20 protein-coding genes are annotated in these 22,950 nt (G+C 58.1%); 5 read left to right on the top strand and 15 right to left on the bottom strand.

The window, feature by feature from the left end:
- Positions 1–103 precede the first annotated feature (103 nt).
- Genes CRO59_RS08020 through CRO59_RS28520 form a run of 3 tightly spaced genes read left to right on the top strand, consistent with a single transcriptional unit; the run spans position 104 to position 2,449 of the window.
- Complete coding sequence (locus CRO59_RS08020; RefSeq protein ID WP_097086792.1) at positions 104–1,006, top strand: hypothetical protein; 903 nt, start codon at positions 104–106, stop codon at positions 1,004–1,006.
- Entirely contained in the window at positions 993–2,060 is a 1,068-nt protein-coding gene (locus CRO59_RS08015) for a hypothetical protein (protein WP_097086790.1), read from the top strand. Before CRO59_RS08020 ends, CRO59_RS08015 begins: the two co-directional genes overlap by 14 nt.
- A 44-nt stretch (positions 2,061–2,104) precedes the next feature.
- Entirely contained in the window at positions 2,105–2,449 is a 345-nt protein-coding gene (locus tag CRO59_RS28520) for a hypothetical protein (RefSeq protein ID WP_143503047.1), read from the top strand.
- A 53-nt stretch (positions 2,450–2,502) separates the two neighbouring features.
- On the opposite strand, the gene CRO59_RS08010 is transcribed toward CRO59_RS28520, so the two are convergent.
- The 3 genes from CRO59_RS08010 to CRO59_RS08000 all read right to left on the bottom strand — a co-directional run bounded on the left by CRO59_RS08010 (position 2,503) and on the right by CRO59_RS08000 (position 4,914).
- Positions 2,503–3,978, bottom strand: a complete 1,476-nt coding sequence (locus CRO59_RS08010) for a Fic family protein (RefSeq protein WP_097086788.1) — start codon at positions 3,976–3,978, stop codon at positions 2,503–2,505.
- Positions 3,979–4,079: 101 nt separating this feature from the next.
- The gene (locus CRO59_RS08005) at positions 4,080–4,325 is read right to left on the bottom strand and encodes a DUF2789 domain-containing protein (protein ID WP_097086787.1); all 246 of its coding nucleotides are present in this window, start codon (positions 4,323–4,325) and stop codon (positions 4,080–4,082) included.
- A 127-nt stretch (positions 4,326–4,452) separates the two neighbouring features.
- Positions 4,453–4,914 (bottom strand): aminoacyl-tRNA deacylase, encoded by a 462-nt coding sequence (locus CRO59_RS08000; protein ID WP_027611126.1) that lies wholly within the window; start codon positions 4,912–4,914, stop codon positions 4,453–4,455.
- A 153-nt stretch (positions 4,915–5,067) separates the two neighbouring features.
- Here CRO59_RS08000 and CRO59_RS07995 point away from each other — a divergent pair, with 153 nt between their 5' ends.
- Both CRO59_RS07995 and CRO59_RS07990 read left to right on the top strand, forming a co-directional pair.
- The gene (locus CRO59_RS07995) at positions 5,068–5,619 is read left to right on the top strand and encodes an NfeD family protein (protein ID WP_097086785.1); all 552 of its coding nucleotides are present in this window, start codon (positions 5,068–5,070) and stop codon (positions 5,617–5,619) included.
- A gap of 2 nt (positions 5,620–5,621) precedes the next feature.
- Positions 5,622–6,380 carry a slipin family protein gene (locus tag CRO59_RS07990; RefSeq protein ID WP_003220464.1) on the top strand — a complete coding sequence of 253 codons (759 nt, stop codon included), beginning with the start codon at positions 5,622–5,624 and terminating at the stop codon, positions 6,378–6,380.
- 8 nt (positions 6,381–6,388) lie between these two features.
- Here CRO59_RS07990 and CRO59_RS07985 read toward each other — a convergent pair whose 3' ends face one another.
- The 12 genes from CRO59_RS07985 to CRO59_RS07930 all read right to left on the bottom strand — a co-directional run bounded on the left by CRO59_RS07985 (position 6,389) and on the right by CRO59_RS07930 (position 22,641).
- The gene (locus CRO59_RS07985) at positions 6,389–7,984 is read right to left on the bottom strand and encodes a glycosyltransferase family 39 protein (RefSeq protein ID WP_097086783.1); all 1,596 of its coding nucleotides are present in this window, start codon (positions 7,982–7,984) and stop codon (positions 6,389–6,391) included.
- 162 nt (positions 7,985–8,146) lie between these two features.
- Positions 8,147–9,721 carry an efflux transporter outer membrane subunit gene (locus tag CRO59_RS07980; RefSeq protein WP_177408975.1) on the bottom strand — a complete coding sequence of 525 codons (1,575 nt, stop codon included), beginning with the start codon at positions 9,719–9,721 and terminating at the stop codon, positions 8,147–8,149.
- The gene (locus CRO59_RS07975; protein ID WP_097086780.1) at positions 9,718–10,788 is read right to left on the bottom strand and encodes an HlyD family secretion protein; all 1,071 of its coding nucleotides are present in this window, start codon (positions 10,786–10,788) and stop codon (positions 9,718–9,720) included. The genes CRO59_RS07980 and CRO59_RS07975 overlap by 4 nt, the downstream gene beginning before the upstream one ends.
- A 26-nt stretch (positions 10,789–10,814) precedes the next feature.
- Entirely contained in the window at positions 10,815–12,353 is a 1,539-nt protein-coding gene (locus tag CRO59_RS07970) for an MFS transporter (RefSeq protein WP_097086778.1), read from the bottom strand.
- 218 nt (positions 12,354–12,571) lie between these two features.
- Complete coding sequence (locus tag CRO59_RS07965) at positions 12,572–13,489, bottom strand: LysR family transcriptional regulator (protein ID WP_027611120.1); 918 nt, start codon at positions 13,487–13,489, stop codon at positions 12,572–12,574.
- A 176-nt stretch (positions 13,490–13,665) separates the two neighbouring features.
- Positions 13,666–14,532, bottom strand: a complete 867-nt coding sequence (locus CRO59_RS07960; protein ID WP_095137828.1) for an ABC transporter permease — start codon at positions 14,530–14,532, stop codon at positions 13,666–13,668.
- A gap of 20 nt (positions 14,533–14,552) precedes the next feature.
- Positions 14,553–15,413, bottom strand: a complete 861-nt coding sequence (locus tag CRO59_RS07955) for an ABC transporter ATP-binding protein (protein WP_027611118.1) — start codon at positions 15,411–15,413, stop codon at positions 14,553–14,555.
- A 5-nt stretch (positions 15,414–15,418) separates the two neighbouring features.
- The gene (locus CRO59_RS07950) at positions 15,419–16,444 is read right to left on the bottom strand and encodes an ABC transporter substrate-binding protein (RefSeq protein WP_097086777.1); all 1,026 of its coding nucleotides are present in this window, start codon (positions 16,442–16,444) and stop codon (positions 15,419–15,421) included.
- Positions 16,445–16,462: 18 nt separating this feature from the next.
- Positions 16,463–17,359: a TauD/TfdA family dioxygenase gene (locus CRO59_RS07945; protein WP_097086774.1), complete on the bottom strand. Its 897-nt coding sequence runs from the start codon at positions 17,357–17,359 to the stop codon at positions 16,463–16,465.
- A gap of 373 nt (positions 17,360–17,732) precedes the next feature.
- Positions 17,733–19,100 (bottom strand): HlyD family type I secretion periplasmic adaptor subunit, encoded by a 1,368-nt coding sequence (locus CRO59_RS07940; protein WP_027611115.1) that lies wholly within the window; start codon positions 19,098–19,100, stop codon positions 17,733–17,735.
- On the bottom strand, positions 19,090–21,246 hold the full coding sequence (locus CRO59_RS07935) for a type I secretion system permease/ATPase (protein ID WP_097086772.1): 2,157 nt from the start codon (positions 21,244–21,246) through the stop codon (positions 19,090–19,092). The genes CRO59_RS07940 and CRO59_RS07935 overlap by 11 nt, the downstream gene beginning before the upstream one ends.
- A 42-nt stretch (positions 21,247–21,288) precedes the next feature.
- Positions 21,289–22,641 (bottom strand): TolC family outer membrane protein, encoded by a 1,353-nt coding sequence (locus CRO59_RS07930; protein WP_007961502.1) that lies wholly within the window; start codon positions 22,639–22,641, stop codon positions 21,289–21,291.
- Positions 22,642–22,950: the final 309 nt, after the last annotated feature.

The following is a 22,950-nucleotide window of genomic DNA, read 5'->3' as shown; positions in this document are numbered from 1 at the left end:
ACGACTGGTCAACACTGCAACAGATGTAGACATCTCTGATGGCTTTTCGATAGCTTTTTGGCACACGTCACACCCATCTGTGATCGCAAGGAACGCTAAAAACATGATATTAATGATCACTAGTACTTACGACTTGACTTGCGACTATCTAATAAAAAAATATATCCACTCTGAATTCTATCGATTGAATCTAGATAAGTTTTCTAGCTACCAAATTCAAATCGACAACAATGGATTCACAATAGAAAATATTTTTGGAAAAATAACTACAAAAACGTGCAAAGCAATATATTTTAGAAAGCCAATTCTAGAAAAACTAGACGGTATCTTTGAAGACTGCTATCACAATTTCTCGCACAAAGAAACATATTCACTTATCGAAGGACTGGCAGAAAGTTTTGAAGGTATCTGCTTATCACGCCCGAGCGTAATGCGAAGAGCCAACAACAAAATTCTTCAGCTCTTTTTGGCAAAAAAAATAGGTTTCATCACTCCTAAATCAAATATTTGTAACAGCATTACAGCTTGGCACAAAACCAGAAACACAATAATTATAAAGCCGCTAGCTAGCGGAATAATTGAGCATTCTCAACACAAAGAATTCATTCAAACAAATATCTATGACAAAAATATAGACAACAAATTATTAAAGCATACACCTTCATATTTTCAGGAATATGTAGAAAAAAGTTATGAAGTAAGAGCAACATTTACTGGCACGAAGGCTTTCAGCGTAAAAATAATCTCTGAAAATAAAATAGACTGGAGAAAAAACAACAATAAACTAACCTATGAGGAACACACACTCCCTTCAGAAATTTATGAAAAATGCATTCAATTCATGAAAGAACTCCAAATCAATTTTGGCTGCTTCGACTTCATAATCAAAGATGACGTGTATTATTTTTTAGAAATGAACGCAAATGGCCAATGGGCTTGGTTAGAGTTTGAAACTGGGCTTTGTATATCTTGCGGAATTATGGAGTTATTAAATGGTCACTCTTGAGAGAGTTTTCTGTACTCTTCTAAACCACACTCCACTCTTCCACATTTCTTGTGATCAACGCTTTGGCCAGTATCATGCGACCACGCCTAGGCGGCTCTCACTTCTAGTTATATCTTTCTGGAAATGGAAACTGTACATAATATCAATTAACAGCCAGCGGAAATTTGAGCTATTAAAATTAATCAACTTTGATTTAATTTGCCCAATGCCCAGCCAAGCGGAGGTTGATAACAAAACAGACTCTTTCAGAAAACATTTGACAAGTACCTCAGCATCTACGGAAGCGGCAAATATACAGTACGAATCACTCAAAGAACGTTTCAATCAAAACACAAGCATTAAATCTTCTTTTGATAACAAAGTTTCAGCCTACGCCTCATCATACGTCGTACTACTTGGCTTTTACGCCTACCTATTCAACGAAATGTGGAAACTCACCAATAATAATTTATTCTACACCTCCTGCGTGGTCATTTTTATTTGTGCATTATTTACTGCGACAGCTGGCCTGTACATCTGGGGCTTTCTCAAGTTAAAAAATACTATCCGATCTAGATTTTTTGATCTAAAAACTGAGCCTACCGCCCAGAATCAAGCTGTGCTGACTTACACCAATTGGTATTCATCAGAAAAAGAAGGGACCGTCCACGCTTCTTATATTCGCAATATAGAAACCAATATGGCAACATCACTACTTCTTGGGCTTGGGCTTTGGATATTTGTTTTTCTCAGCAGCAATTATCTATCGAGCCAAACCCATCCTCCCCTGTCCACAGCGCAAGAGACCGAAATAATAAATGAGTCTGGAGACTTAAAAAAACAAAACTTGTCAACATTACTTTCAATCATTCAAAATGCCGACTCCAGCCAAAACTACACCCTTTACGTAATAAGCAACGCAGAGGTGCAATCCTCCATTAAAGAGCAAGTTATAAAAACTTTAAAGCTGCTCCTTACTCCTGAAAAAATTAAAGAAGTAAATCTAAGCACCAGCGTCATAAAAAAATCCATGACAATCAAGTTGGAGTTATCAAAATTAAGCCATACATACTAAATTATAGCGAATCTACTCCCCTTACCCCTGGAGCAATGACCTACATGGACACATTGCAAATAAATGTATCAACGGGCGGCCATCTAAATACTGATTCAACGATCCAAACACGGACACTCGAAAGTGATGACAGCGATGAATTTTATTTAAATCCGACGGACACTTTGAAAAACACCTCAACTATTGTTACCAAAACACTTGAGGCGACTGATGATGACAGCATATTCTCTGAAAGCACTCTATCCACAGCTACAACAGAACCATCAGATCCAGATGAATTGGATACACTTGCACTATACAAATATAAAAAAGACCACCTAAGCTGTATGTCAACGGTCAGCACAGAGTCTATTGAACCTTCTGACCCAGACGAAATCACACTAAATTAGTGCCGTGAGTTGAAAAGGCAAACAACATACTTGCCTTTAAACTTTCAGCCAGCTCAATCGCTCCCCCCGAGTTCAAGGCTTATTTTTTCAATATAATCGAGCACGTTCTCGGGGATGCTGTATTGAAACTGCTTACGCCGATTCTTCGAAACCTTACCGTTATTTTCTAGGCACATCATTACTAGTTTTGACAGGTCGCTACCACGCACATCAAATCGCTCATTTACCGCTTTTATTACATAGTCGTACTTTTGAAGAAATTCAGTCTCTTCGCGAAGCTCAATCTCCAGAGCTCGACGAGCCATTTGCAGTGTGAATTCGACGCATTGGGTGGCATCCCAGAAGCGATAGATTGACGAGTGCCCCACAAACTCGAATGCCATCAGATCGGCGTCCAGCCAAGTGACATTCCAGAATTCGCGTGCAGGTTTTGAAAAGCCTTTCAGGGCCTCCAGATAACCTGACTCTTCGTGTTTCATCGCCACGGAAACAGGCAACAGCAAACCATTTTGCAGGACACCTGAATGACAGAGTGTCTGATGTATAAGGAAACGTGAAAGGCGGCCGTTGCCATCCATGAACGGATGTAGAAAGACAAAACCGAAAGCCACGACGGCAGCCGAAACAAGTGGGTCGACTTGCCGGGCAGACTGATTGGCGAAATGCATGAGTTCTTCCATCAACTCACGGCACAAATCCGGCGCCGGCGGGACATAGCTGACCCCCGCGGCCCCTCTCAAACCGTTATGCAGATGATTTTGCTCATGACGGAACAACACCGCCTTGTCAAACGGGTTCGAAACAGTGCTGTTTTGCAACTCGACCAGATAATCTTCGCTCAATTCGGTTCGCTCATGAGCCTGGCGCAGCAAATGAACAAACCGGCGTGATTTCTCTTCGCTAGGCTCTTCTTTCTCGATGGCAAAGGAGTCGCGGGTTTCGTGGAGGTAAGCCCAATTGATGGCGCGATCCATCATCTCAGGCGGGAGTGTCGCCATGAAGGCCTGCGCTCGACCAATAATGTCTAGATCAAGCAAGGCTTGCAGCTCTGCAGTTCTTTCGACGGTTGCGCAGTAACGCAACGAACCCAAACCATTGAAATCGACACGCCAACGACTGTTTCGAATCGCCGGCCCGGTGACGTAGAGCTTTGGGTCGAAAAGTGCAACGACACTACCCCGAACCGGTGTCTTATACTCCAGTTGCTGACCCGTAAAACTTTCCCACAGAAAACACGCTTTTCGAATAAAAACGCCGTTTGGTGATTTGGTCAATTCTGCGAGCAATTGCTCAGCCGCTATAGTTTCAAGCGCCTGAGCCAGAATGCCCAAATTGATGCCCTCGTGTTTAAGGGCGAAGAGGATGTGCTCCAGTGTAGAGCCTTGGGCCGGAGCGACAGTCTGTGGAACAGCCAGGCAATCTCCGATCAAGGTGATTCGGGTGACGGGCTTCACCATTGCAGTTCGCTTTGGAACAAGCGCCCGGATGTTCAGCGCCTCATGCAGGTGCGCATATCCAACAGTTGGCATGGGAAACATCCTCAGAAAAAATTCACTGAAGCGATTAAAGCTCAGTTTTTTTTACTGAACGCATGTTTTTTTTACATTTCAGCTATTTCCCACAGATTTTTTTACACATTCCTACTTTTTCTCAACAGCACATTCAGCTGATCCACCACCTCCGCCCAGTCCGCATCATCAAGAATCTCATCCCGCAAAAAATCCGCCTGGCTCTTGCTCCAGAAAAACGCGTCTGCCAGGTGCAGTTCGGGTTTGAGCGGGGAATGGGTGGCGATGAATTGGTCAATGCTCACCGGGTCGCTACTCAGGCCGAGCTGCTCGAAGAGGGATGGCAAGCTGTGGGTTGGCTGCTCCATGGAAGACTCCTTCAAAAATGCGGTGGGTGGGAGATCATTCGCGAGCAGGCTCGCTCCCACAGGGGTACGCAATCAACCTGTGGGAGCGGGCTTGCTCGCGAAGGCGTCCGCGAAAGCGCTACAAAACTTAATGACTCAACTCCCGCACCTCGGCATGCGGCACCATTTTCAGAAACTCGGGCATGCTCATGTGCAGCAGGTAATTGTGGTTGCCGGCTTCCAGGTAGATGTCTTTCTGCCGGGTCAACAGCGGGTCGATGACCATGTCCAGGCCGTAGGAATCACCGAGCGGCGGCACCGCGCCGCGTTCGCAGTCATCGAAGATATGCGCCAGGTTGCTCTCCCGGGTGATCTGCCATTCGCCGCGAATGCGCACTTTACTCAAGTCCAGATGCCGACTGGCCGGCAGCACGGCCATCAGGTAATGCCCGTGATGGTCGTCGAGAATGACCGACTTGGCCACGCGTTCGGCGGGCACCCCGGAAACCCGTGCGGTTTCCAGACTGCTGGCCGAGTGGCGGTGGGCCACGATGTCATATTCGCAATGCGCCCGGTTCAGGCTGCTCTGCACTTTTTTTGCCATACGCATGCTGCACCTCGGTGTCCCGCTGAACGTTGTGCCTGTTCTGATGAGTCTAGTTCGGCAAGCCACTGGCGAAGGGAAATCCGCTCACTGGACACATCTGTTCATTGATCAGAATTCATCCAGCGCCAGGCTCAACTAGACTCAAGGAACCAACCCATGACTCTCCCGGAGGGTCACGTGACCAGTCGATGTTGCACGTTTTTCCTGATACTGCTGGCCAGCGGCTCAGCCCTCGCGGCTGATGTCCTGCCGACGGCGGTCAATCCGGTCGGCCTGTGGCTGATCACCCTTGGCATTGCCTTTCTGATCGCCGAAGCAGCGCTGCCCAACTACGGGGTGATCGGCCTCGGCGGGATCATCATGTTCGTCATCGGCGCGCTGATTCTGGGCAACGCCGAGTTGCCCGTGCCGATGATCATCGGCCTTGGCCTGGTCAGCGCCCTGCTGCTGATCGCATTGATCGTCCGCGCCTTGAAAACCCGCCCGCGCCACGCCGTCAGCGGCGATGCCGGGCTGGTCGGCAGCGTGACGGCGGTGACCACCGTACAAGCGCAAAACGCCCACAACGGCTGGGTGCAATTGCAGGGTGAACACTGGCAAGTGCAGAGCACGACACCGCTGCACGCCGGGCAATCGGTGCGCGTGGTCGGGCGAAATGGCTTATTGCTGAAAGTCGCCGCGACTGACGCGGTGCGACACGGAGAGTGATCATGGGTCTGCAAATCGGTTTCGTTGCACTGCTGCTGTTGGTGATCGCCCTCGCCGGGTCGACCTTCCGCATCCTGCGTGAGTACGAGCGCGGCGTGGTGTTCCAGCTCGGACGCTTCTGGCAGGTCAAGGGCCCGGGGCTGATCCTGCTGATTCCGGTGGTGCAGCAAATGGTCCGGGTCGACCTGCGCACCGTGGTCCTCGACGTGCCGCCACAGGATGTGATCACCCGCGACAACGTCTCGGTGAAGGTCAACGCGGTGCTGTACTTCCGCGTGCTCGACCCGCAGAAGGCGATCATTCAGGTCGAAGACTTTCTCTCGGCCACCAGCCAACTGGCGCAGACCACCCTGCGCGCGGTGCTCGGCAAACATGAGCTGGATGAACTGCTGGCCGAACGCGAGCAGTTGAACATCGATATCCAGCAGGTGCTCGACGCCCAGACCGACGCCTGGGGCATCAAGGTCGCCAACGTCGAGATCAAGCACGTCGATCTCAATGAATCGATGGTGCGTGCGATTGCCAAACAGGCCGAAGCCGAACGCGAACGCCGGGCCAAGGTGATCCACGCCGAAGGCGAACTGCAGGCCTCGGAAAAACTCATGCAAGCCGCCGAAATGCTCGGCCGCCAGCCCGGTGCCATGCAATTGCGTTATATGCAGACCCTGAGTTCGATTGCCGGTGACAAGAGCTCGACGATCGTCTTTCCGTTGCCGATCGAATTGCTCAAGGGGATGGCGGATTTGTCGGGCAAATCCTGAGCCTGCGATCACCCGCCCGGTTTATCGGCGCTCGGCTCCCTCACGTACAAACGTGCAAATGCGCCGCCTGCATGGACATCGCTCTGCCGCTGCCAGCCTTCAGGCAACGCGGCAAACTCATCGGGTTCATCCAGCGTGCCGATCAACCACATCCGCGTGCTGCCCTTGGACACGTCGCCAAGCTGATCGAGGAAAACCTCCTCGCCGACCAAAGTGCCAAATCCGTAGGCATTGGGACGCGTGGAACGCCCATCCGCCGCTGGTGGCGTATACAGACGGATCTGCGCGTCAGTGCGGTTGTAGTAGATGTAGCTGAGGTACCACATCATGTCGCTGGTGACGATCCGGTCACCCTCGGTGAAGTGTCGATTGACGTAGTCGACCAGCACGCTGAACTGATCATTGCTGTCGACCGTGGCGTTGTTCTTCACACCCACCAGTTCGACCCCGACGAACAGCACCAGAATCGCCAGCGCCAGAACGCGAGAGCCTGCGTACAGCCGATCGACCGCCAGCGCCACCAGCATCGGCAACCCCAACGCATAGGCCGTCAAATACCGCTCGATGAACACCGGCGAGATGAACGACACGCCAAACACCAGCAGAATCGGCATCACGCTGTAGCACAGCAACAACAAGCTGCCGCGAAATACGCTGCGATCACGATGCAGGGCAACGGCAATCACGGCTACCAGCGCCAATGGCAAAAGCAAAAACAGCCACCCCGGCAAGGTCATGCCGTCGTCCTGGATCAGCAACGACCAGACCATCGAAGGCAATGAGCTGAGGGTCACCGGATCTTCCCAGCCTATGTCATTGCTGGCCTTGAGTTCCGGGATGTGCTGCAGCAGATCAAGCAGGTTGGGCACCCACGGCATGTACAGCAACGCGATGCTCAAGTTGGCCAGCCACCAGGCCGGACGCTGTATATGCCGCAGCCGATACCCCGGCTGCACGCGCACCGCTGTCAGATACAGCCAGTGGCTGATCACGCACAGAACGGTGAAGTAGTGGGTGTAGAACGCTGCCGTCATCAGCAGCGCATAGGCCACCAGATAGCGATGCCGACGCGGCTGGCGCACCCAGTAGACCAGCGCGATCGTCGCGCCGATCAGCCACATGCCGAGCAGCGAATACATGCGCACTTCCTGGCTGTAGCGCACGGCCGTGGGCAACAACGCCAGCAACAGCCCGGCCAGCAACGCAGCGCGACGGGTGGCGAGCAGATCCACCAGCCACACACCGAGACCGACGGTAATGATCCCCGGCAGCGCACTCATCAAGCGAATGGACAGGATGCCGTCACCGAACAGCCCGATCCAGCCGTGCAGCAGCAGGAAATACAGCGGTGGGTGCACATCGTGGCCCGCTAGCCCCCAGATCTCGGCCAGTGGAAACTGGCTCAGCAGGACGCTGGAGCCTTCGTCGAACCAGATCGCCGCCGCCGTCAGGTCGAAAAAACGCACCGCCGCCGCGAGCAGCATGATCGGTAACAACCAGTGCTCTCTGGCCCAGCGAAGCAGACGCAAGGCCACCAGCCATGCACCCGGGACCGCGCGCGGATCCTGCGTGTCGCCAACCGGCGTTTCTCTGTGTGCCGCCATTGCATCCTCTTGCTGTGCCGGAATATCGCGAACGGGATGGAGCCGAACCTGCCCGTCACTTTAGGTCAGCCACAGGAGAGCCGTCGATGGCGGTGTGCGCTTTCACGACATCCGGCACCCCGGCCAATCCCAAACAGCCCTCGGCATTTCCAGTTCAGGCCATCAGCGTTGCGCCATCTCCCCCGCCGGATACACCGACTCCCAGCCCCCGCCCAACGCTCGGTACAACCCGACCATCGCCAGCGAAACGCCGGTCGAGCTTTCCACCCACTGCTCCTGAGTCGCCAGCAACGCGCCTTGAACGGTGAGGACGTTGACGAAATCGACCACGCCTTCGACGTACTGCTGCTGTGCGGTGCGCAGGGCGATCTGGTTCTGCCGCACGGCTTCGGCGAGGCTGTCGCGGCGGCGTTGGCTGGCGTTGTAAGCCGTCAGTTGGTCGTCGATTTCATGCCAGGCGCTCAGCACGGTTTGCTGATAGGCGATGGCCGCTTCCTGTTGCTGGGCTTCGCGCAGTTGCAGCATGCCGCGCAGGCGTCCGCCGTCGAACAGCGGCAGGCTCAATTGCGGGCCGATGCCGAACGCGCGCGAGCCCCAGGAGCCGAAATCGCTCAGTTGCATCGCTTGCGATCCGAGGTTGCCGGACAGGGTGATGCGCGGATAAAAATCGCCCTTGGCCACGCCGATGTTGGCGGTGGCGGCATGCAGGCGCGCCTCGGCCTGCCGGATGTCCGGCCGGCGTTCGGCCAGCTGCGACGGCAGGCCGATGGCGACTTGCAGCGGTGACTGCGGCACCGCGCCATCTGTGGATAACTCCTTGGCCAGGGCCTGGGGCGGTTCGCCCATCAGCAGGCTGATCGCGTTGATCAATTGCGACTGACGCTGCTCGAGGGCCGGCAGGCGCGATTCGATGGCCGCGACCTGCGCGGCGGCTTCGGCGACGTCGAGATCGGTTGCCACACCATCGCTCAGGCGCAGTTGCGAAAGCTTGAGGCTGTGCCGGGCGACGTCGAGGTTCTGCTCGGTGACCGCGCGGGTGTTTTGCACGCCGCGCAGCTGGATGTAGTTCTGCGCGGTGTCGGCGAGCACCGCCAGAAGCACACCGCGACGGTCGTTTTCGGCGACTTCGAGGTTGGCATCGGCGGCTTCGGTTTCGCGGCGTACACGGCCCCAGAAATCCAGTTCCCAGGACGCGGAGAAACCGGCGTCCCACAGGTTGAAGGCGGAATCGCCGTTGTGCCCGGACGGGTCATTCAGGCCTTCGCCACTGTTGCGTTTACGCGCGTAGCTGCCGGTAGCGGCGGTGTTCGGGTAGCGATCCGCGGTGATCACCTGGCGCGCGGCACGGCTTTGTTGCAAGCGACTGCTGGCCAGTTGCAGATCGAGGTTGCTGTTCATCGCCCGCTGGGTCAGGGCTGAGAGTTGCGGGTCGTGGAAAACCTCCCACCAGCGTTCGTTCAGCGGTTCGCTGACGGCTTGGCTGGGGGCTGATTTGGCGGGTTTGGCCCAGTCGGCGATCTGCGTGGGCTCGGGCTTGCGGAAGTCCGGGCCGACGGTGCAGGCGCTGAGGCCAAGAGCGAGCAAGGCACCGAGTGCGAGTTGCTGCCACTGGCCTCTTCGCGAGCAAGCCCGCTCCCACGGGTGATTGGCAGGTTGCTGGAGATCTTTGTTCCAAACGGAGATCCCTGTGGGAGCGGGCTTGCTCGCGAAGGCGTCAGTTCTATCAACGCTGTTCATCGCTGAGTCACCTCGCGCTCCGCCGGCGCCGAACGGCGAGTGTCGATACTCGCCTCCACCGACATGCCCACACGCAAACGCTCGGCCAACGGCTGACCCGGCTCAAGCACGATTTTCACTGGAATCCGTTGTACAACCTTGGTGAAGTTACCCGTGGCGTTGTCCGGTTTCACCGCGGCGAATGTCACGCCAGTCGCCGGGGCAATGCTTTCGACGCGACCGCTCAAGGCCTCGCCACCAAGGCTGTCGACGCGCACCTGCACGTGCTGGCCCGGCTGCACGTCCGTCAGTTGGGTTTCCTGAAAGTTGGCGACCACATACGCCTGACGCAACGGCACCACCGCCAGCAGCTTGCTGCCCGGCGTGACATAAGCGCCGACACGCACCGCGCGCTCGCCGACCATGCCGTCCTGCGGCGCAGTGATGCGCGTATACGACAGCTCGAAACTGGCGATTTCCAGCGCCGCCTGCGCGTGCTTCAGATTGCCTTCGGCAGCATCGCGCTGCGCCGTGAGAATCTCTACCTGCTTACGCTCGGCCGCCAGTTTCGCGCTGGCGGTATCGAGCCGAGCGGTTGCCTGATCAATACGCGTGCGGGCCTGTTGCGCGTTCTGCACCGTGCCGGCACCTACACCGGCGAGGTGGTTGTAGCGATTGAGTTCCTGCTGGGCGAAGGCCATTTCTGCCTTGGCCGAGACCACCGAGGCCTGCGCCTGAGCAATCACCGACGTCTGCCGCTCCAGCGTGGCCTTGGCGTTTTGCAGCTGAGCGCGGGCGACCAGGGTTTGCGCATCGGCCGCTTCAGCGGCGGCGCGCAAATCGCGATCATCGATCAGCGCCAGCAACTGCCCGGCCTTGACCTGCTGGTTGTCTTCCACCAGCACTTCCTTGATGAATCCGGCCACGCGCGGCACCACCAGGGTGAAGTCGGCGGAAACAAACGCATCGTTGGTGTTTTGCTGGGTGCGCTTGCCGAACAGTCCCGGCACCGCCAGGTACAGCAACACGCCGACCGCCAGTGCGGCCGCCACGGCCACCGCGAGTTTTTGCTTTGCTTGAGTCGTCATAAAAACCTTCGGTATCAGTGAAGCAATCAGGTCGGCGCGCGGGGCGGAAAGATCCGCGTCGGCAGCCAGAAAATCAGCAGGATCAGCGCCACCGCGACGCCAGCCATGCACACATAGAGATCAGAGGAAGTCAGCACCACGGCCTGTTCGTGCAGGCGATGGGCGAGGCCCGGGTCGCTGCGATCAGCCAACGGTGAATTGCCGAGGTTGTCGATCAACATGGTCGAGTGGAAATGCAGGCGCGCGGTGGTCAGCGCCTCGATGACGCCGGTGGCGATCACCGCCGCCAAGCCTTTAACCGTGTTGAACCACGCCGAAGCGAACGGGCCGTCCTGCGGCTGGATGCTGCCGGTGGAGAGCATCAACAGCGGCAGCACCGACATTGGCTGACCGAAAATCTGCAGCCATTGCAGGACGTAGAAATTGTCGCGAATCCATGCCGAGGTCAGCAGCGATCCACCCAGGCAGGACAGGGTCAACATGCTCAAACCGATGCCGAGCACCCAGCGGCAATCGACCCAGCGCAAGTTGCACAGCGCCGCCACCAGCGGCAGCGCGATCAACTGCGGCAACGCGGCGATCAGCATGATCGGCGCGGTCTGCACCGGGCGATAACCCTGGATCTGCGCCAGATAGCTCGACGGGATCAGCACCACCGCCTGCAACACCACCAGCACCCCGGCCAGGGTCATCAGTGCAAACGACAGGTTGCGGATGCCGAGCATCTGCAACTTGAAAAACGGAATCGGCTGCGACCATTCATTGATCAGAAACGCCACCAGCAACAGCGAACCGGCGCCGAGCAAACCGCAGATCAGGCTCGACTCGAACCAGTCCAGCCGATTGCCCTGGAGCAAGCCGATCACCAGCATGCAGATCGCCGGGAAGCCCAGCAGCAGGCCCTTCCAGTTGAAGGTCTTGAGGCGCTCCAGGCGCAGCGGATCCTGCGGAATCCCCCAAGCGACCATTGCCATGGCAATCAGGCACGGCACGATGATTTGCCAGAACGTCCATTGCCAGCCGACGTATTCACTCCATAAGCCAGCCAGCGGCGTGCCGAGACCCGGGCCGAACGTCGCCGTCAGCGCATAACCGGCCAGACCATAGAGTTTGAAATTGGCCGGCAGAAAGCGCAGCGCAACGGTCATCAGCATCGGCGGCAACGCGCCGCCGGCCAGCCCTTGCAGGGTGCGCATCAGCAGCAGGCTTTCGTAATTCGGGGCGAACGGGCACAGCACGCCGAGCAGCGTGAACAGGCTGATCGCGCAGAGGGTGAAACGGCGCAGCGAAAAGGTCACCGAGCACCACGGCGCAAACGCCATCGCCGCCACCGAGGTCGCGGCGTAGCAGGACACCAGCCAGGTGCCTTCGTCATAACCGATGTTCAGCGCGCCCCGAATGTCGGCCAGTGCGACTTTGGTCACCATTTCGTTGAGGCCCGAGACCAGCACCGCCAGCAGCACACCAACCAGGCCGGTGATGATCCGCGCCCCGAACACCGGTGGCGCAGCCGCCGTCGCCGGACTGGCCGCAGCAATGGGCGCCGGAACCGACAGGGATGTCATGGATACACACTCCGGAAGGAAAAATACCGGAGCATTTTAGTAAGGCTTACTGCTGACGAAAATTGACTTATTGGCAGGTTATAAGTGCGCTCAGTGCAGCAATGAATATCCAATGTGGGAGCGGGCTTGCTCGCGAAAGCGGTGGATCATTCAACCTGTGCGGTGCCTGACACGACGCCTTCGGGAGCAAGCCCCCTCCCACACGGACTCTGCTTGTATCAGGGTTGCGTGGCCAGCCACGTCTCGTCACAACACGCCTTGAGCGTTTCGCGCAGCCAGCGGTGCGCCGGGTCCTTGTCGAAGCGCGGGTGCCAGGCCTGAGTCAGCATCAGCGTCGGCAACGGAATCGGCAGATTGAACGAACGTAGCTTCAGGCCCAGTCGGCGCACGCTGAGCAACGCTTCCTTGGGCACCGGCAAGATCAGGTCGGAATCGGGCAAGGCAAACATCGCCGCGTGGAAACTCGGCGCGATCACCGCCACCCGCCGCTCCAGGCCCAGTGCATTCAGCGCGGTGTCAATGGGGCCGCGAGCAATGCCACGGCGCGACATGCTGATATGCGAGTAGCCGGCGTAGCGCTCGGCGGTGATCTCGCCGTCGAGCAGTGGATGATCCTCACGCACCAGACCGACGAAATGCGTGGAGAACAGGTTCTGCACTTTGACTTCCGGGGTTACCGGACGGGTGTTGCTGACACTCAGATCAATCCGTCCTTCACGCAGCGCTTCGTCGTCGCCATCGCCCTCGGGGACGAAGCGCAACTCGCAGTGTGGCGCCTGCTGGTCGAGGGTATCGAACAGCTTGCCGCCATATACGCCAATGAAAAAGTCGTTGGCGCGGATGCTGAAGCGCCGGCGCAGGGTGCCCAGATCCACGCTGTCGGCGGAGCGAAACAGCAGCGCCGCCTGCTCGACGACATCGCGCACCTGCTCGCGCAATTCGAGGGCTTTTGGGGTGGGTACCAAGCCACGACCGGCGCGCACCAGGATCGGATCGCCGATCGCCTCGCGGATCCGCGTCAGAGTGCGGCTCATGGCGGCGGGGCTGAGGTTCATCCGCCGCGCGGCGCCGACCACACTGCCCTCGTCGAGCAGAGCGTCGAGGGCGACCAGAAGATTCATATCCGGGAGTTGCATGCTGAGCACTCGTGGCTGATCTGGATTGATCTGGGTGCAATGCTAGCAAACATCCTTCAAATTTGGCGGCGGCTGAAAGGACGCCTTCGCGAGCAAGCCCGCTCCCACAGGGGAACGCATTCCAAAATGTGGGAGCGGGCTTGCTCGCGAAGGCGCCGGTCCTGCCAACACAAATCTCAGCGCTGCATGCCCCAACGCTTCACCGTCACTCGCTCCAGCGTATCGAACACCAGATTCTCCACCAACAACCCGATCAGGATCACCACCGCCAACCCGGCAAACACCTTGTCGGTGTACAGCTCGTTGCGATTCTGGAAGATGTACCAGCCCAACCCGCCCTTGCCACTGGTCGCACCGAACACCAGTTCGGCGGCGATCAGCGTGCGCCAGGCAAACGCCCAGCCAATTTTCAGCCCGGCGAGGATCGACGGCAGCGCTGCCGGGATCAGGATGAACAGCACAAAACGCATGCCCTTCAGCCCGTAATTACGCCCAGCCATGCGCAGGGTTTCCGAGACACCGAGAAAACCGGCGTAGGTGTTCAACGCCAGCGCCCACAGCACTGAATGCACCAGCACGAAAATCAGGCTGTTCTGCCCCAGCCCGAACCAGAGCAACGCCAGTGGCAGCAAGGCAATCGCTGGCAGCGGGTTGAACATCGAGGTCAGGGTACTCAGCAGATCGCGACCAAACTGCGTCGACACCGCCAGCGTGGTCAGGGCGAATGCCAGCACGATGCCGATCAGGTAACCCTTGATCAGCACCACCAGCGATATCCACACCTTGCCCAGCAACTCACCACTGAGCAGGCCGTCGTACAGCGCATGACTGGTCTGCAGAAAACCTGGCAGCAGCAGGTCGTTGTTCTGCACCCGGGCGATCACCTCCCAAAGGATCGCCAGCAGAATCAGGATCAGGCTTTTGCGCAGCCAGCCCTGTTGCCACAGGCGTTGGCCCAGCGGCAATTCGCGCTCGAGCGGCACGCTGGTCAGTGGTTCAAGGACGGTTTCAAACTCTTGTCGTACAGACGATGGTTGGCTCATCGGGCAATCCTCCAGAACGCTCAATAAGCGATACGAATGTCGTTGAAGTCATGGTCACGCTCGGTTTCCGGCGACTGGCCCTCATCGAACAGTAAACGGTGAATGCGCCGCGCCGATTCCTGAAACGCCACGCCGCCGAGGCTTTGCAGATCGTATTGATGGCTGTGCACTTCAGCGCGCACCCGCCCCGGATGTGGCGACAGCAGCAGGATGCGATTGCCGACCACCAGCGCTTCTTCGATCGAGTGCGTAACGAACAGCAAGGTGAAGCGCACCTCTTCCCAGAGCAGCAGCAATTCTTCCTGCATCTTGCGCCGGGTCAGCGCGTCCAGCGCGGCGAACGGCTCGTCCATCAGAAGGATTTTCGGCTGCATCGCCAACGCCCGGGCAATCGCCACCCGCGCCTTCATGCCGCCGGACAAGGTGTGGGGATAGGCGTCGGCGAATGCCGCCAGACCGACTTTTTCCAGGTAGTGCAGTGCACGCTCTTCGGCGTCTTTTTTGTTCAAGGTTCGCGAGGCCAGCAGCGGAAACATCACGTTCTGTTTCACGGTTTTCCACGGCGGCAGTTGATCGAATTCCTGGAACACCACGATCCGGTCCGGACCGGGTCCATCGACCCGCTGACCTTGCAGGCGAATCTCGCCTTCGCTCGGCGCAATGAAACCGGCGGCCGCTTTCAACAAAGTGGACTTGCCACAGCCGGACGGGCCGAGCAGGACGAAACGGTCTGCCGGATCAATTTCGAAACTGACCTGATGGGTAGCTCGCACCACCCGCTGCGGGGTGCGGTATTCGAGGCTGACGTTATCCACCGCCAGCAGCGCTTGCGTACTGGCGACCGGGTTGCTGGCCGCGTGGCCTTGCAAAGGGGCATTCATCTCGATCAGCTCCCCTGCAGCGGTTTGGCGTCCTGGAAGAAGTAGTCCTTCCACGATTCCGGTTTGTTCTTGATCGCACCGACGCGGTAGAGGAATTCGGCCAGTGGATAGGTATTTTTCGGCGTGACGCTGAATTCGAATTGCGGGTTGTCGATGATTTTCAGCAGCTCGGCGCGGTCGATCCTGGCCTTGGTCACGCGGATGTAAGTGTCCGCCGCCGCGCCCTTATCGTTCTGCGCAAATTGTGCGGCTTCGGTCAGCGCCTCGACGAAGGCTTTGTAGGTTTTCGGATTGTCGTTGCGGAATTTCTCGGTGGCAAACAGCACCGTCGGCGAGTTCGGGCCGAGGATGTCGTAGGAGTTGAGCACCACGTGCACGTTCGGGTTCTGCAGCGCCTGATCCTGGAACGGTGGGTTGGAGAAATGCCCGGTCAGCTCGGTGCCGCCGGCAATCAACGCCGCGGTCGCATCCGGGTGCGGCACGGCGATGGTGTACTTGTCGAGGCGATTGAATTCCTTGTCACCCCACTGTTTGGCCGCCGCGTATTGGAGGAAGCGCGACTGCACCGACACGCCCACCGCCGGCACCGCAATGCGGTCCTTCTCGGTGAAATCGGCAATGGTTTTGACCTTGGGATTGTTGCTGATCAGGTAGTACGGGAAGTTGCCGAGCGAGGCGACTGCCTTGACGTTCTGCTTGCCGTGGGTGCGATCCCAGATGGTCAACAGCGGGCCGACGCCGGCGCCGGCAATGTCGATGGAACCGGACAACAGCGCATCGTTGACCGCCGCGCCGCCCGAGAGCTGCGTCCAGTCGACCTTGATGTCGAGGCCTTGCTGCTTGCCGTACTTTTCGATCAGGCCCTGATCGCGCACCACATTGAGCAATAAATAGACAATCCCGAACTGTTCGGCGATGCGGATTTCACCTTCGGCGTGGGCCACGGTCGGCGCCACCAGGCTGCCGGCAAGCAGGCTGAAACCCAGGCCGATGGCCGCCGCCAGCGGTGCGAATGGAAGACGTTTGGACATGATCGAATCTCCGGCAAATCAGAAAGGCGCGTCGCCCTGAATGGTCGTGCGATACAGCTTGCGGCGCAGGTGCGCTGGGCAGCCGGCGGCGAGGTGGATCAGCGAACGGTTGTCCCAGAACACCATGTCGTGGGGCTGCCACTGGTGGCGGTAAATGTTTTGCGGCAGCACGCTGTGGGCGTAGAGCTCGGCGAGCAGTTGTTTGCTCTCGTCCTCCGGCAGACCGACGATGCGGGTGGTGAAGCCTTCGCTGACGAACAATGCCTTGCGGCCGTTTTCCGGGTGGGTGCGGACGATCGGATGCACCACTTCGGCGACCTGCGCCAGTTGTTCCGGGGTCAGGGTCGGACGCCAGTTGCCTTCGAATTTGGTTTCGCTGTAGCGCGCGGTGTAGGAATGCGCGGCAGAGCGGCCTTCCACGGCTTTGCGCAGCGCCTCGGGCAGGTTGTCCCAGGCTTTGTGCATGTCGGCGAACAGCGTGTCGCCGCCCTCGGACGGCAACTCCTGGGCATGCAGCATCGAGCCGAGACTCGGCAGCTCTTTATAGGAAAGGTCGGAGTGCCAGAACTTGCCGGCGTCGCCCAGACCGATGTTCTGGCCGTTCTCGACGATGTTGGAAACGATGAGGATTTCCGGGTGATTGGCCAGCAGGAACTGCTTGAGTACGTGAATCTGCAACACGCCGAAGCGGCGGCTGAAATCGATCTGCTGTTGCGGGGTGATGCGCTGGTCGCGGAACACCACCACGTGGTGATCCAGGTGCGCACGATGAATGCGCGCGAAGTCCTGATCGTTGACCGGCCGGGTCAGGTCCAGGCCGATGATCTCGGCACCGACGGCACCGCTGAACGGACGAATTTCAAAGGTTTGCGGCGCGGCAGTCGCGGCGCTTGGGGTGGCAGTAGCTGCGGACATCTTTCAATCTCCCACGCACGGCGCGCTCACAGGCGCGCACGTCGATCAGACACTCACGCTGGATTGCGTGTTGGTTCAGGTCGTGCGGCGCGCCGATTGGTCGGCAGGTACGCAGGTGGATGACTTTAAAGCTATAAGAACTGGAAATTAAATACCGTTAATGAATAACGATATGGCGGATGGTGAGGAATGGACTGGATGGTGAGTGACGGTTTGTGTCACTTACTGACAGGAGTGTGTTATTCCCGCTGACGCCTTCGCGAGCAGGCTCGCTCCCACAGGGGTTCGTTGGTGAACACAAAATGAGTGCTTAACAAAGATCCAATGTGGGAGCGAGCCTGCTCGCGAAGAGGCCATCAGCTGCGCTGCAAATCTAACGCTCGTGCAGTGCCTCGGCCCGCGCCCGGATGATCGGTTTGAGCAGATAACTCAACACCGATTTCTTGCCGGTGATGATATCCACCGACGCCACCATCCCCGGAATGATCAGCAGCGGCTTTTCATCAGTGCCCAGGTGGCTGCGCTCGGTGCGCACCTTGATGATGTAGTAGGTGGTTTTCTTGTCTTCGTCGGTGATGGTGTCGGCACCGATCTGCTCCAGTTTGGCTTTCAGCCCGCCATAAATGGTGTAGTCGTACGCGGTGAATTTGACGATCGCTTCCTGCCCCGGATGCAGGAACGCAATGTCCTGCGGACGGATCTTGGCTTCGACCAGCAAGGTGTCGTCCAGCGGCACGATTTCCACCATGTCGCTGCCGGGCTGGATCACGCCGCCAATGGTGTTGACCAACAACTTGTTGACGATGCCGCGTACCGGCGAGGTGACCAGCGTCCGGCTGACCCGGTCTTCCAGCGCCTTGCCGGTGGCCTGGGCCTTGTTCAGGTCGGTGCGGGCTTCGTTGAGCTGAGTCAGCGCTTCGCTGCGGAACTTGCCGCGAGTCTCGTCAATCTTGCGCTGTACTTCCTTGATGGCCGATTCGGCGCGCGGGATCGCCAGGGTGGTGGCGTCGAGCTGACCACGGGTTTCGACTTCGGCACGCTTGAGTCGCAGCACCTCCACCGGCGACACCGCGCCCTGCGCCACCAGCGGCTCGGACATGTTGATTTCCTGACGCTGCAATCCCAGTTGCTGGCGGTATTGCGCCTGCTTGGAGCTGAACTCGCGCAGCTCTTGCTGACGCTGGATCAACTGCTCCTGCAAACCGCCGATCTCGTCGTGCAGTTGCTGACGCCGGCTGATGTACAACGATTCTTCGCTTTTTGCCTGACCCGGCACGGCTTTAAGCACGTCCTCCGGGAAATTCAACGGACGGTCATCGACCTCGGCGCTCAAGCGTTCGACACGCAGCAGCATCGACAGTCGATCAGCCTCGGTTTCGCCGACGTTGGAGGCAAATCGCGTGTCGTCCAGACGAATCAGCGGTGCGCCGGCCTCGACGATCTGACCTTCCTTGACGAACATTTCCGAGACAATCCCGCCCTCAAGGTTCTGGATTTTCTGGATCTTCGACGACGGAATCGCCTTGCCGTCGCCCTTGGTCACTTCGTCGATCACGGCGAAGTTGGCCCACAGCAGCAGGAACAGGAAGAAGCCGATGATTGCCCAGATGGTCAGGCGCACGACGCGCGGGGCGTCCTCGATCAGCGCCTTGTTGACCTCCGGCAGCGGCTGGCCCTGCAGCGAGGCAGACCCCTTGAAGTAGCGACGGATCGACTCTTTGACACCCGACTTAAGCAACACTGATCTGCCCCTTCTTCAACGCTTCCATCACGGCGGCTTTCGGGCCATCGGCGAGAATCTGTCCACGGTCGACCACCAGCAGGCGGTCGACCAGCGACAGCAGCGAGGCCCGGTGCGTCACCAGCACCACGGTCTTGTTTTCAACCACGGCAGCCAAGCGCTGCTTGAGGCGTTCTTCGCCGGTGTTGTCCATGGCGCTGGTCGGTTCGTCGAGCAGCAGGATCGGCGGGTTGAGCAGCAGCGCCCGCGCCAGAGCAACGTTCTGCCGTTGGCCACCGGACAGGTTCTGCCCGCGCTCGCCGACTTGCAGCTCGTAACCCTGCGGGTGCAGACGGGCGAATTCGTGCACGCCGGCCAGTTCGGCGGCTTGCAGTACCAGCTCGTCTTCTACATAGCGCGCGCCGGAGACCAGGTTGTCACGCAGGGTGCCGGCCAGCAGCTGGATGTCCTGCGGCACGTAGCCGATGTTGTAGCGCAGCTCGCTGACGTCGATCTGGCGGATGTCCACGCCGTCCACCAGCAATGCGCCGTCGTCCGGTTGGTACAGGCCGACCAGCAGTTTCGCCAACGAACTCTTGCCCGAGCCGCTGCGGCCGATGATGCCGATCTTCTCGCCGGGACGGACCACCAGGTTGATGTTCTTCAGCGCCGGGTTCTGCTGTTCCGGGTAGGTGAAGTTCAACTGACGGCACTCGATCGCGCCCTGCAACACCTTGCGGCTCAGCGGACGTTCTTCGAAATTGCGCTCCTGCGGCAGCTCCATCATCTGGTCGACGGAAGTCATGGTTACCCGTGCCTGCTGGTAGCGGGTCAACAGACCGGACAGCGACGCCAGCGGGCTGAGCGCGCGGCCGCTGAGCATGTAGCAGGCAATCAGACCGCCCATGCTCAGGTTGCCGGCGATGATCTGGTACACGCCGAAGACGATCATGATCACCCCGGCCAGTTGCTGGATCAGCAGGGTGATATTCATCGCCAGACCGGAGAGCATTTTCACCCGCAGTTCGAGGCGGCTGAGGGTGCCGATGGTCTGTTCCCACTGGTACTGGCGTTCGCTTTCGGCGTTGTTGACCTTGACTGCATCGAGGCCGGCGAGGGTTTCGATCAGGCTCGACTGACGCTCGGCGCCCAGCGCCATAGTGCGTTCCATGGTCGCGACCAGCGGCTTCTGCAACGCGTAGCCGATCAATAGCGCAATCGGGAACGCCAGCACCGGAATCCACACCAGATGCCCCCCGAGAATCGCGATGACGATGAAAATCAGGATGGTGAACGGCAGGTCGATCAGGCTGGTCAGGGTCAGCGAGGCGAGGAAGTCGCGCAGGCTCTGAAACTCATGGATGTTCTGCGCGAAGCTGCCGACCCGCGCCGGGCGGTACTTCATGGCCATGCCGACGATGCGCTCGAACAGCGTCGCGGAGATGATCAGGTCGGTTTTCTTGCCGGCCAGATCCAGGCACAGGCTGCGCAGGCTTTTGAGGATCAGGTCGAAAATGTAGGCACCGGTGATGCCCAGCGCCAGCACCCACAGGGTCGCTTCGGCCTGGTTCGGCACCACGCGGTCGTAGACGTTCATCACGAACAGCGGTGCGGCCATGGCGATGATGTTGATCAGGAAACTCGCGGCGATCGCATCGGCGTACAGCCAGCGCGAGCGCTTGAGGGTGTCGCGGAACCACGAGCGCGCACGCGGGATCAGCGTGCCGTGGTTGACGTCGAATTTGTGCTGCGGCTGGGCGAAGAACACTTTGCCGGTGTAGTCGTCAGCCAGCAGTTCGCGACTGACCACCGATTCGCCGCCGTCGCTTTCGCTGAGCAGCACCCGGGCTTCGTTGTCACCTTGCCAGCCGAGCAGGACGGCGCTGCGGCCATCCTTGAGTAGCAACAGCGCCGGCATGGCAATCGCCGGAATCTCTTCCAGCTTGCGTTGCAGCACCCGGCCCTGCAGCCCGGCGCGAGCCGCTGCGCGGGGCAGCAACTCGACACTCAGGCGCTGCTTGGGCAGCGGCAGGCCAGTGGTCAGCATCGCGGCACTGGCCGGCTTCTGGTGCAACATGCATAGAGCGAGCAAGCCATCCAGTAACGGATCGTCGTGCATCGCGCGCGGATCATGAATGAGTTGAACTCGACTGACTTCTGATTCCACGCTCGGCACTCTTGGCTAACAATTGAACAATGAAGGTTCTGCTCAATTCATACCCGGCAGTTGGACCTTCGGCTTCACATCGTTCTGCACGACGGATGCCAATGGTGCGACCACTCCCTGGCTCTTGAGCAACTCGCCCATGGTCGCCTTGATTCGATACTGAGTAAATAACTGAATGTTCTTGATCTCGGCCAGACGGCGCGAAGCGGTGAACAACTCGTTTTCGCTGTCGAGCAAATCGAGCAGGGTGCGCTCGCCGAGGCTGAACTGACGCTGGTAGGCGGTACGCACGGCGGTGCTGTGATCAACGTACTGCTGAGCGATCGGCACCTGCGCATTGGCGTTGTTCAGGGCGTTCCAGGCCAGGCCCAGTTCTTCGTTCAACTGACGCAGGGCGTTGTTGCGGATGTCCAGCGCCTGGTTCGACAGGTACGACTTGGATTCCAGATCGGCCTTGTTGCTGCCGCCCGAGTACAGGTTGAAGCGCATGCGCAGCATGGCCTGCCACTCGTTGTTGTGGCCGTTCTGACCGTCGAGATCGTTGTCGGCAGTGCGACCCAGCTCGGCGTCGAAACGTGGGTAGAACGTCGACTTGGCGGTTTCGTACTGTTTCTCGGCAGCGGCGATATCGGACTCGGCCGAGCGCAGGATGGGGCTGTTTTCCAGCATCTGCGTACGGGCTTCATTGAGGTTGGCCGGCATCATCGCCATGAACGGCGCCGGGCGCTCCAACTGGTCAGGCATCTGGCCGACGGCACTGAGGAAGTTGGTCTCGGAGTCGGCGAGGTTGGTCTGTTCGGTGATCAGGTTGTTGCGGGCCTGGGCCATCCGCGCTTCAGCCTGATCAAGGTCAGCGCCGCTACCAACGCCGCGCTGGGTGCGTAGCTGGATCTGATCGTAAATGCGTTGGTGGCTCTTGAGATTCTCTTCGGCCAGACGCACGAATTCGCGGCGGGTCAGCACGTCCAGGTACACCTGGGCGACTGTCAGCGCGGTGCGCTCGGAAGTGCCGAGCAGCGAGTAGGCGCGGGAGTTGACGGTGGCTTGTTGACGCCCGACTTCGCTGGACGTGGCAAAACCGTCAAAAACCATTTGCGAGAGACGTAAACTTGACTCGCTGCGGTTCAAAGTTTCCCAGTGGTTGCCGCCACCGTTGGCGCGCGTGGTCACGCTGTCAGTGCCCTCACGGCCATAACCGCCCAGCAGATCGACCTTGGGCAGGTATCCACCTTTGGCTGCCTTTAACTGATAATCCGCGGCCAAACGACTGTTGACCCCCGCCTGGATTTCCGGATGGACATCCAGTGCCTGTTGCATGGCTTCTGGTAAGGATTGTGCTTGGACGAAAGAGGCGGCGAGGGCGAACGGTAGAGCCTTGAACAAGTGCAAACGCATGGTAAAGATTTCCCAGGACTTCTTGTCTTGAATCACAGCAAAACGTGCTGCTGCGTCGGATGATTGGCAACCGGAATGACCGTATGTCGGAAAGTTCAAAATAGGAACTGGATCACACGCTGAGGGACAGGTCGCCGCGGAAATATCAATGTGACATTAGTGGGGCGATTGTTTAGGATGGCACCCAGAAGGTCAATAGTTTGGCATAAAGTTAATAGCGAAAGAATCTAGCCAAATTATTGACGCAGAACAGCGTCAATCTTGATTCGCAAATTTTTAAAGTACGTCCAGACTGAATCGGCGCCAAAG

This window comes from Pseudomonas sp. LAMO17WK12:I5 (assembly GCF_900215165.1).
GTDB lineage: Bacteria > Pseudomonadota > Gammaproteobacteria > Pseudomonadales > Pseudomonadaceae > Aquipseudomonas > Aquipseudomonas putida_A.
The sequence above is the reverse complement of the archived record's forward strand: the minus strand, read 5'-3'. Positions and strand labels throughout refer to the sequence as shown.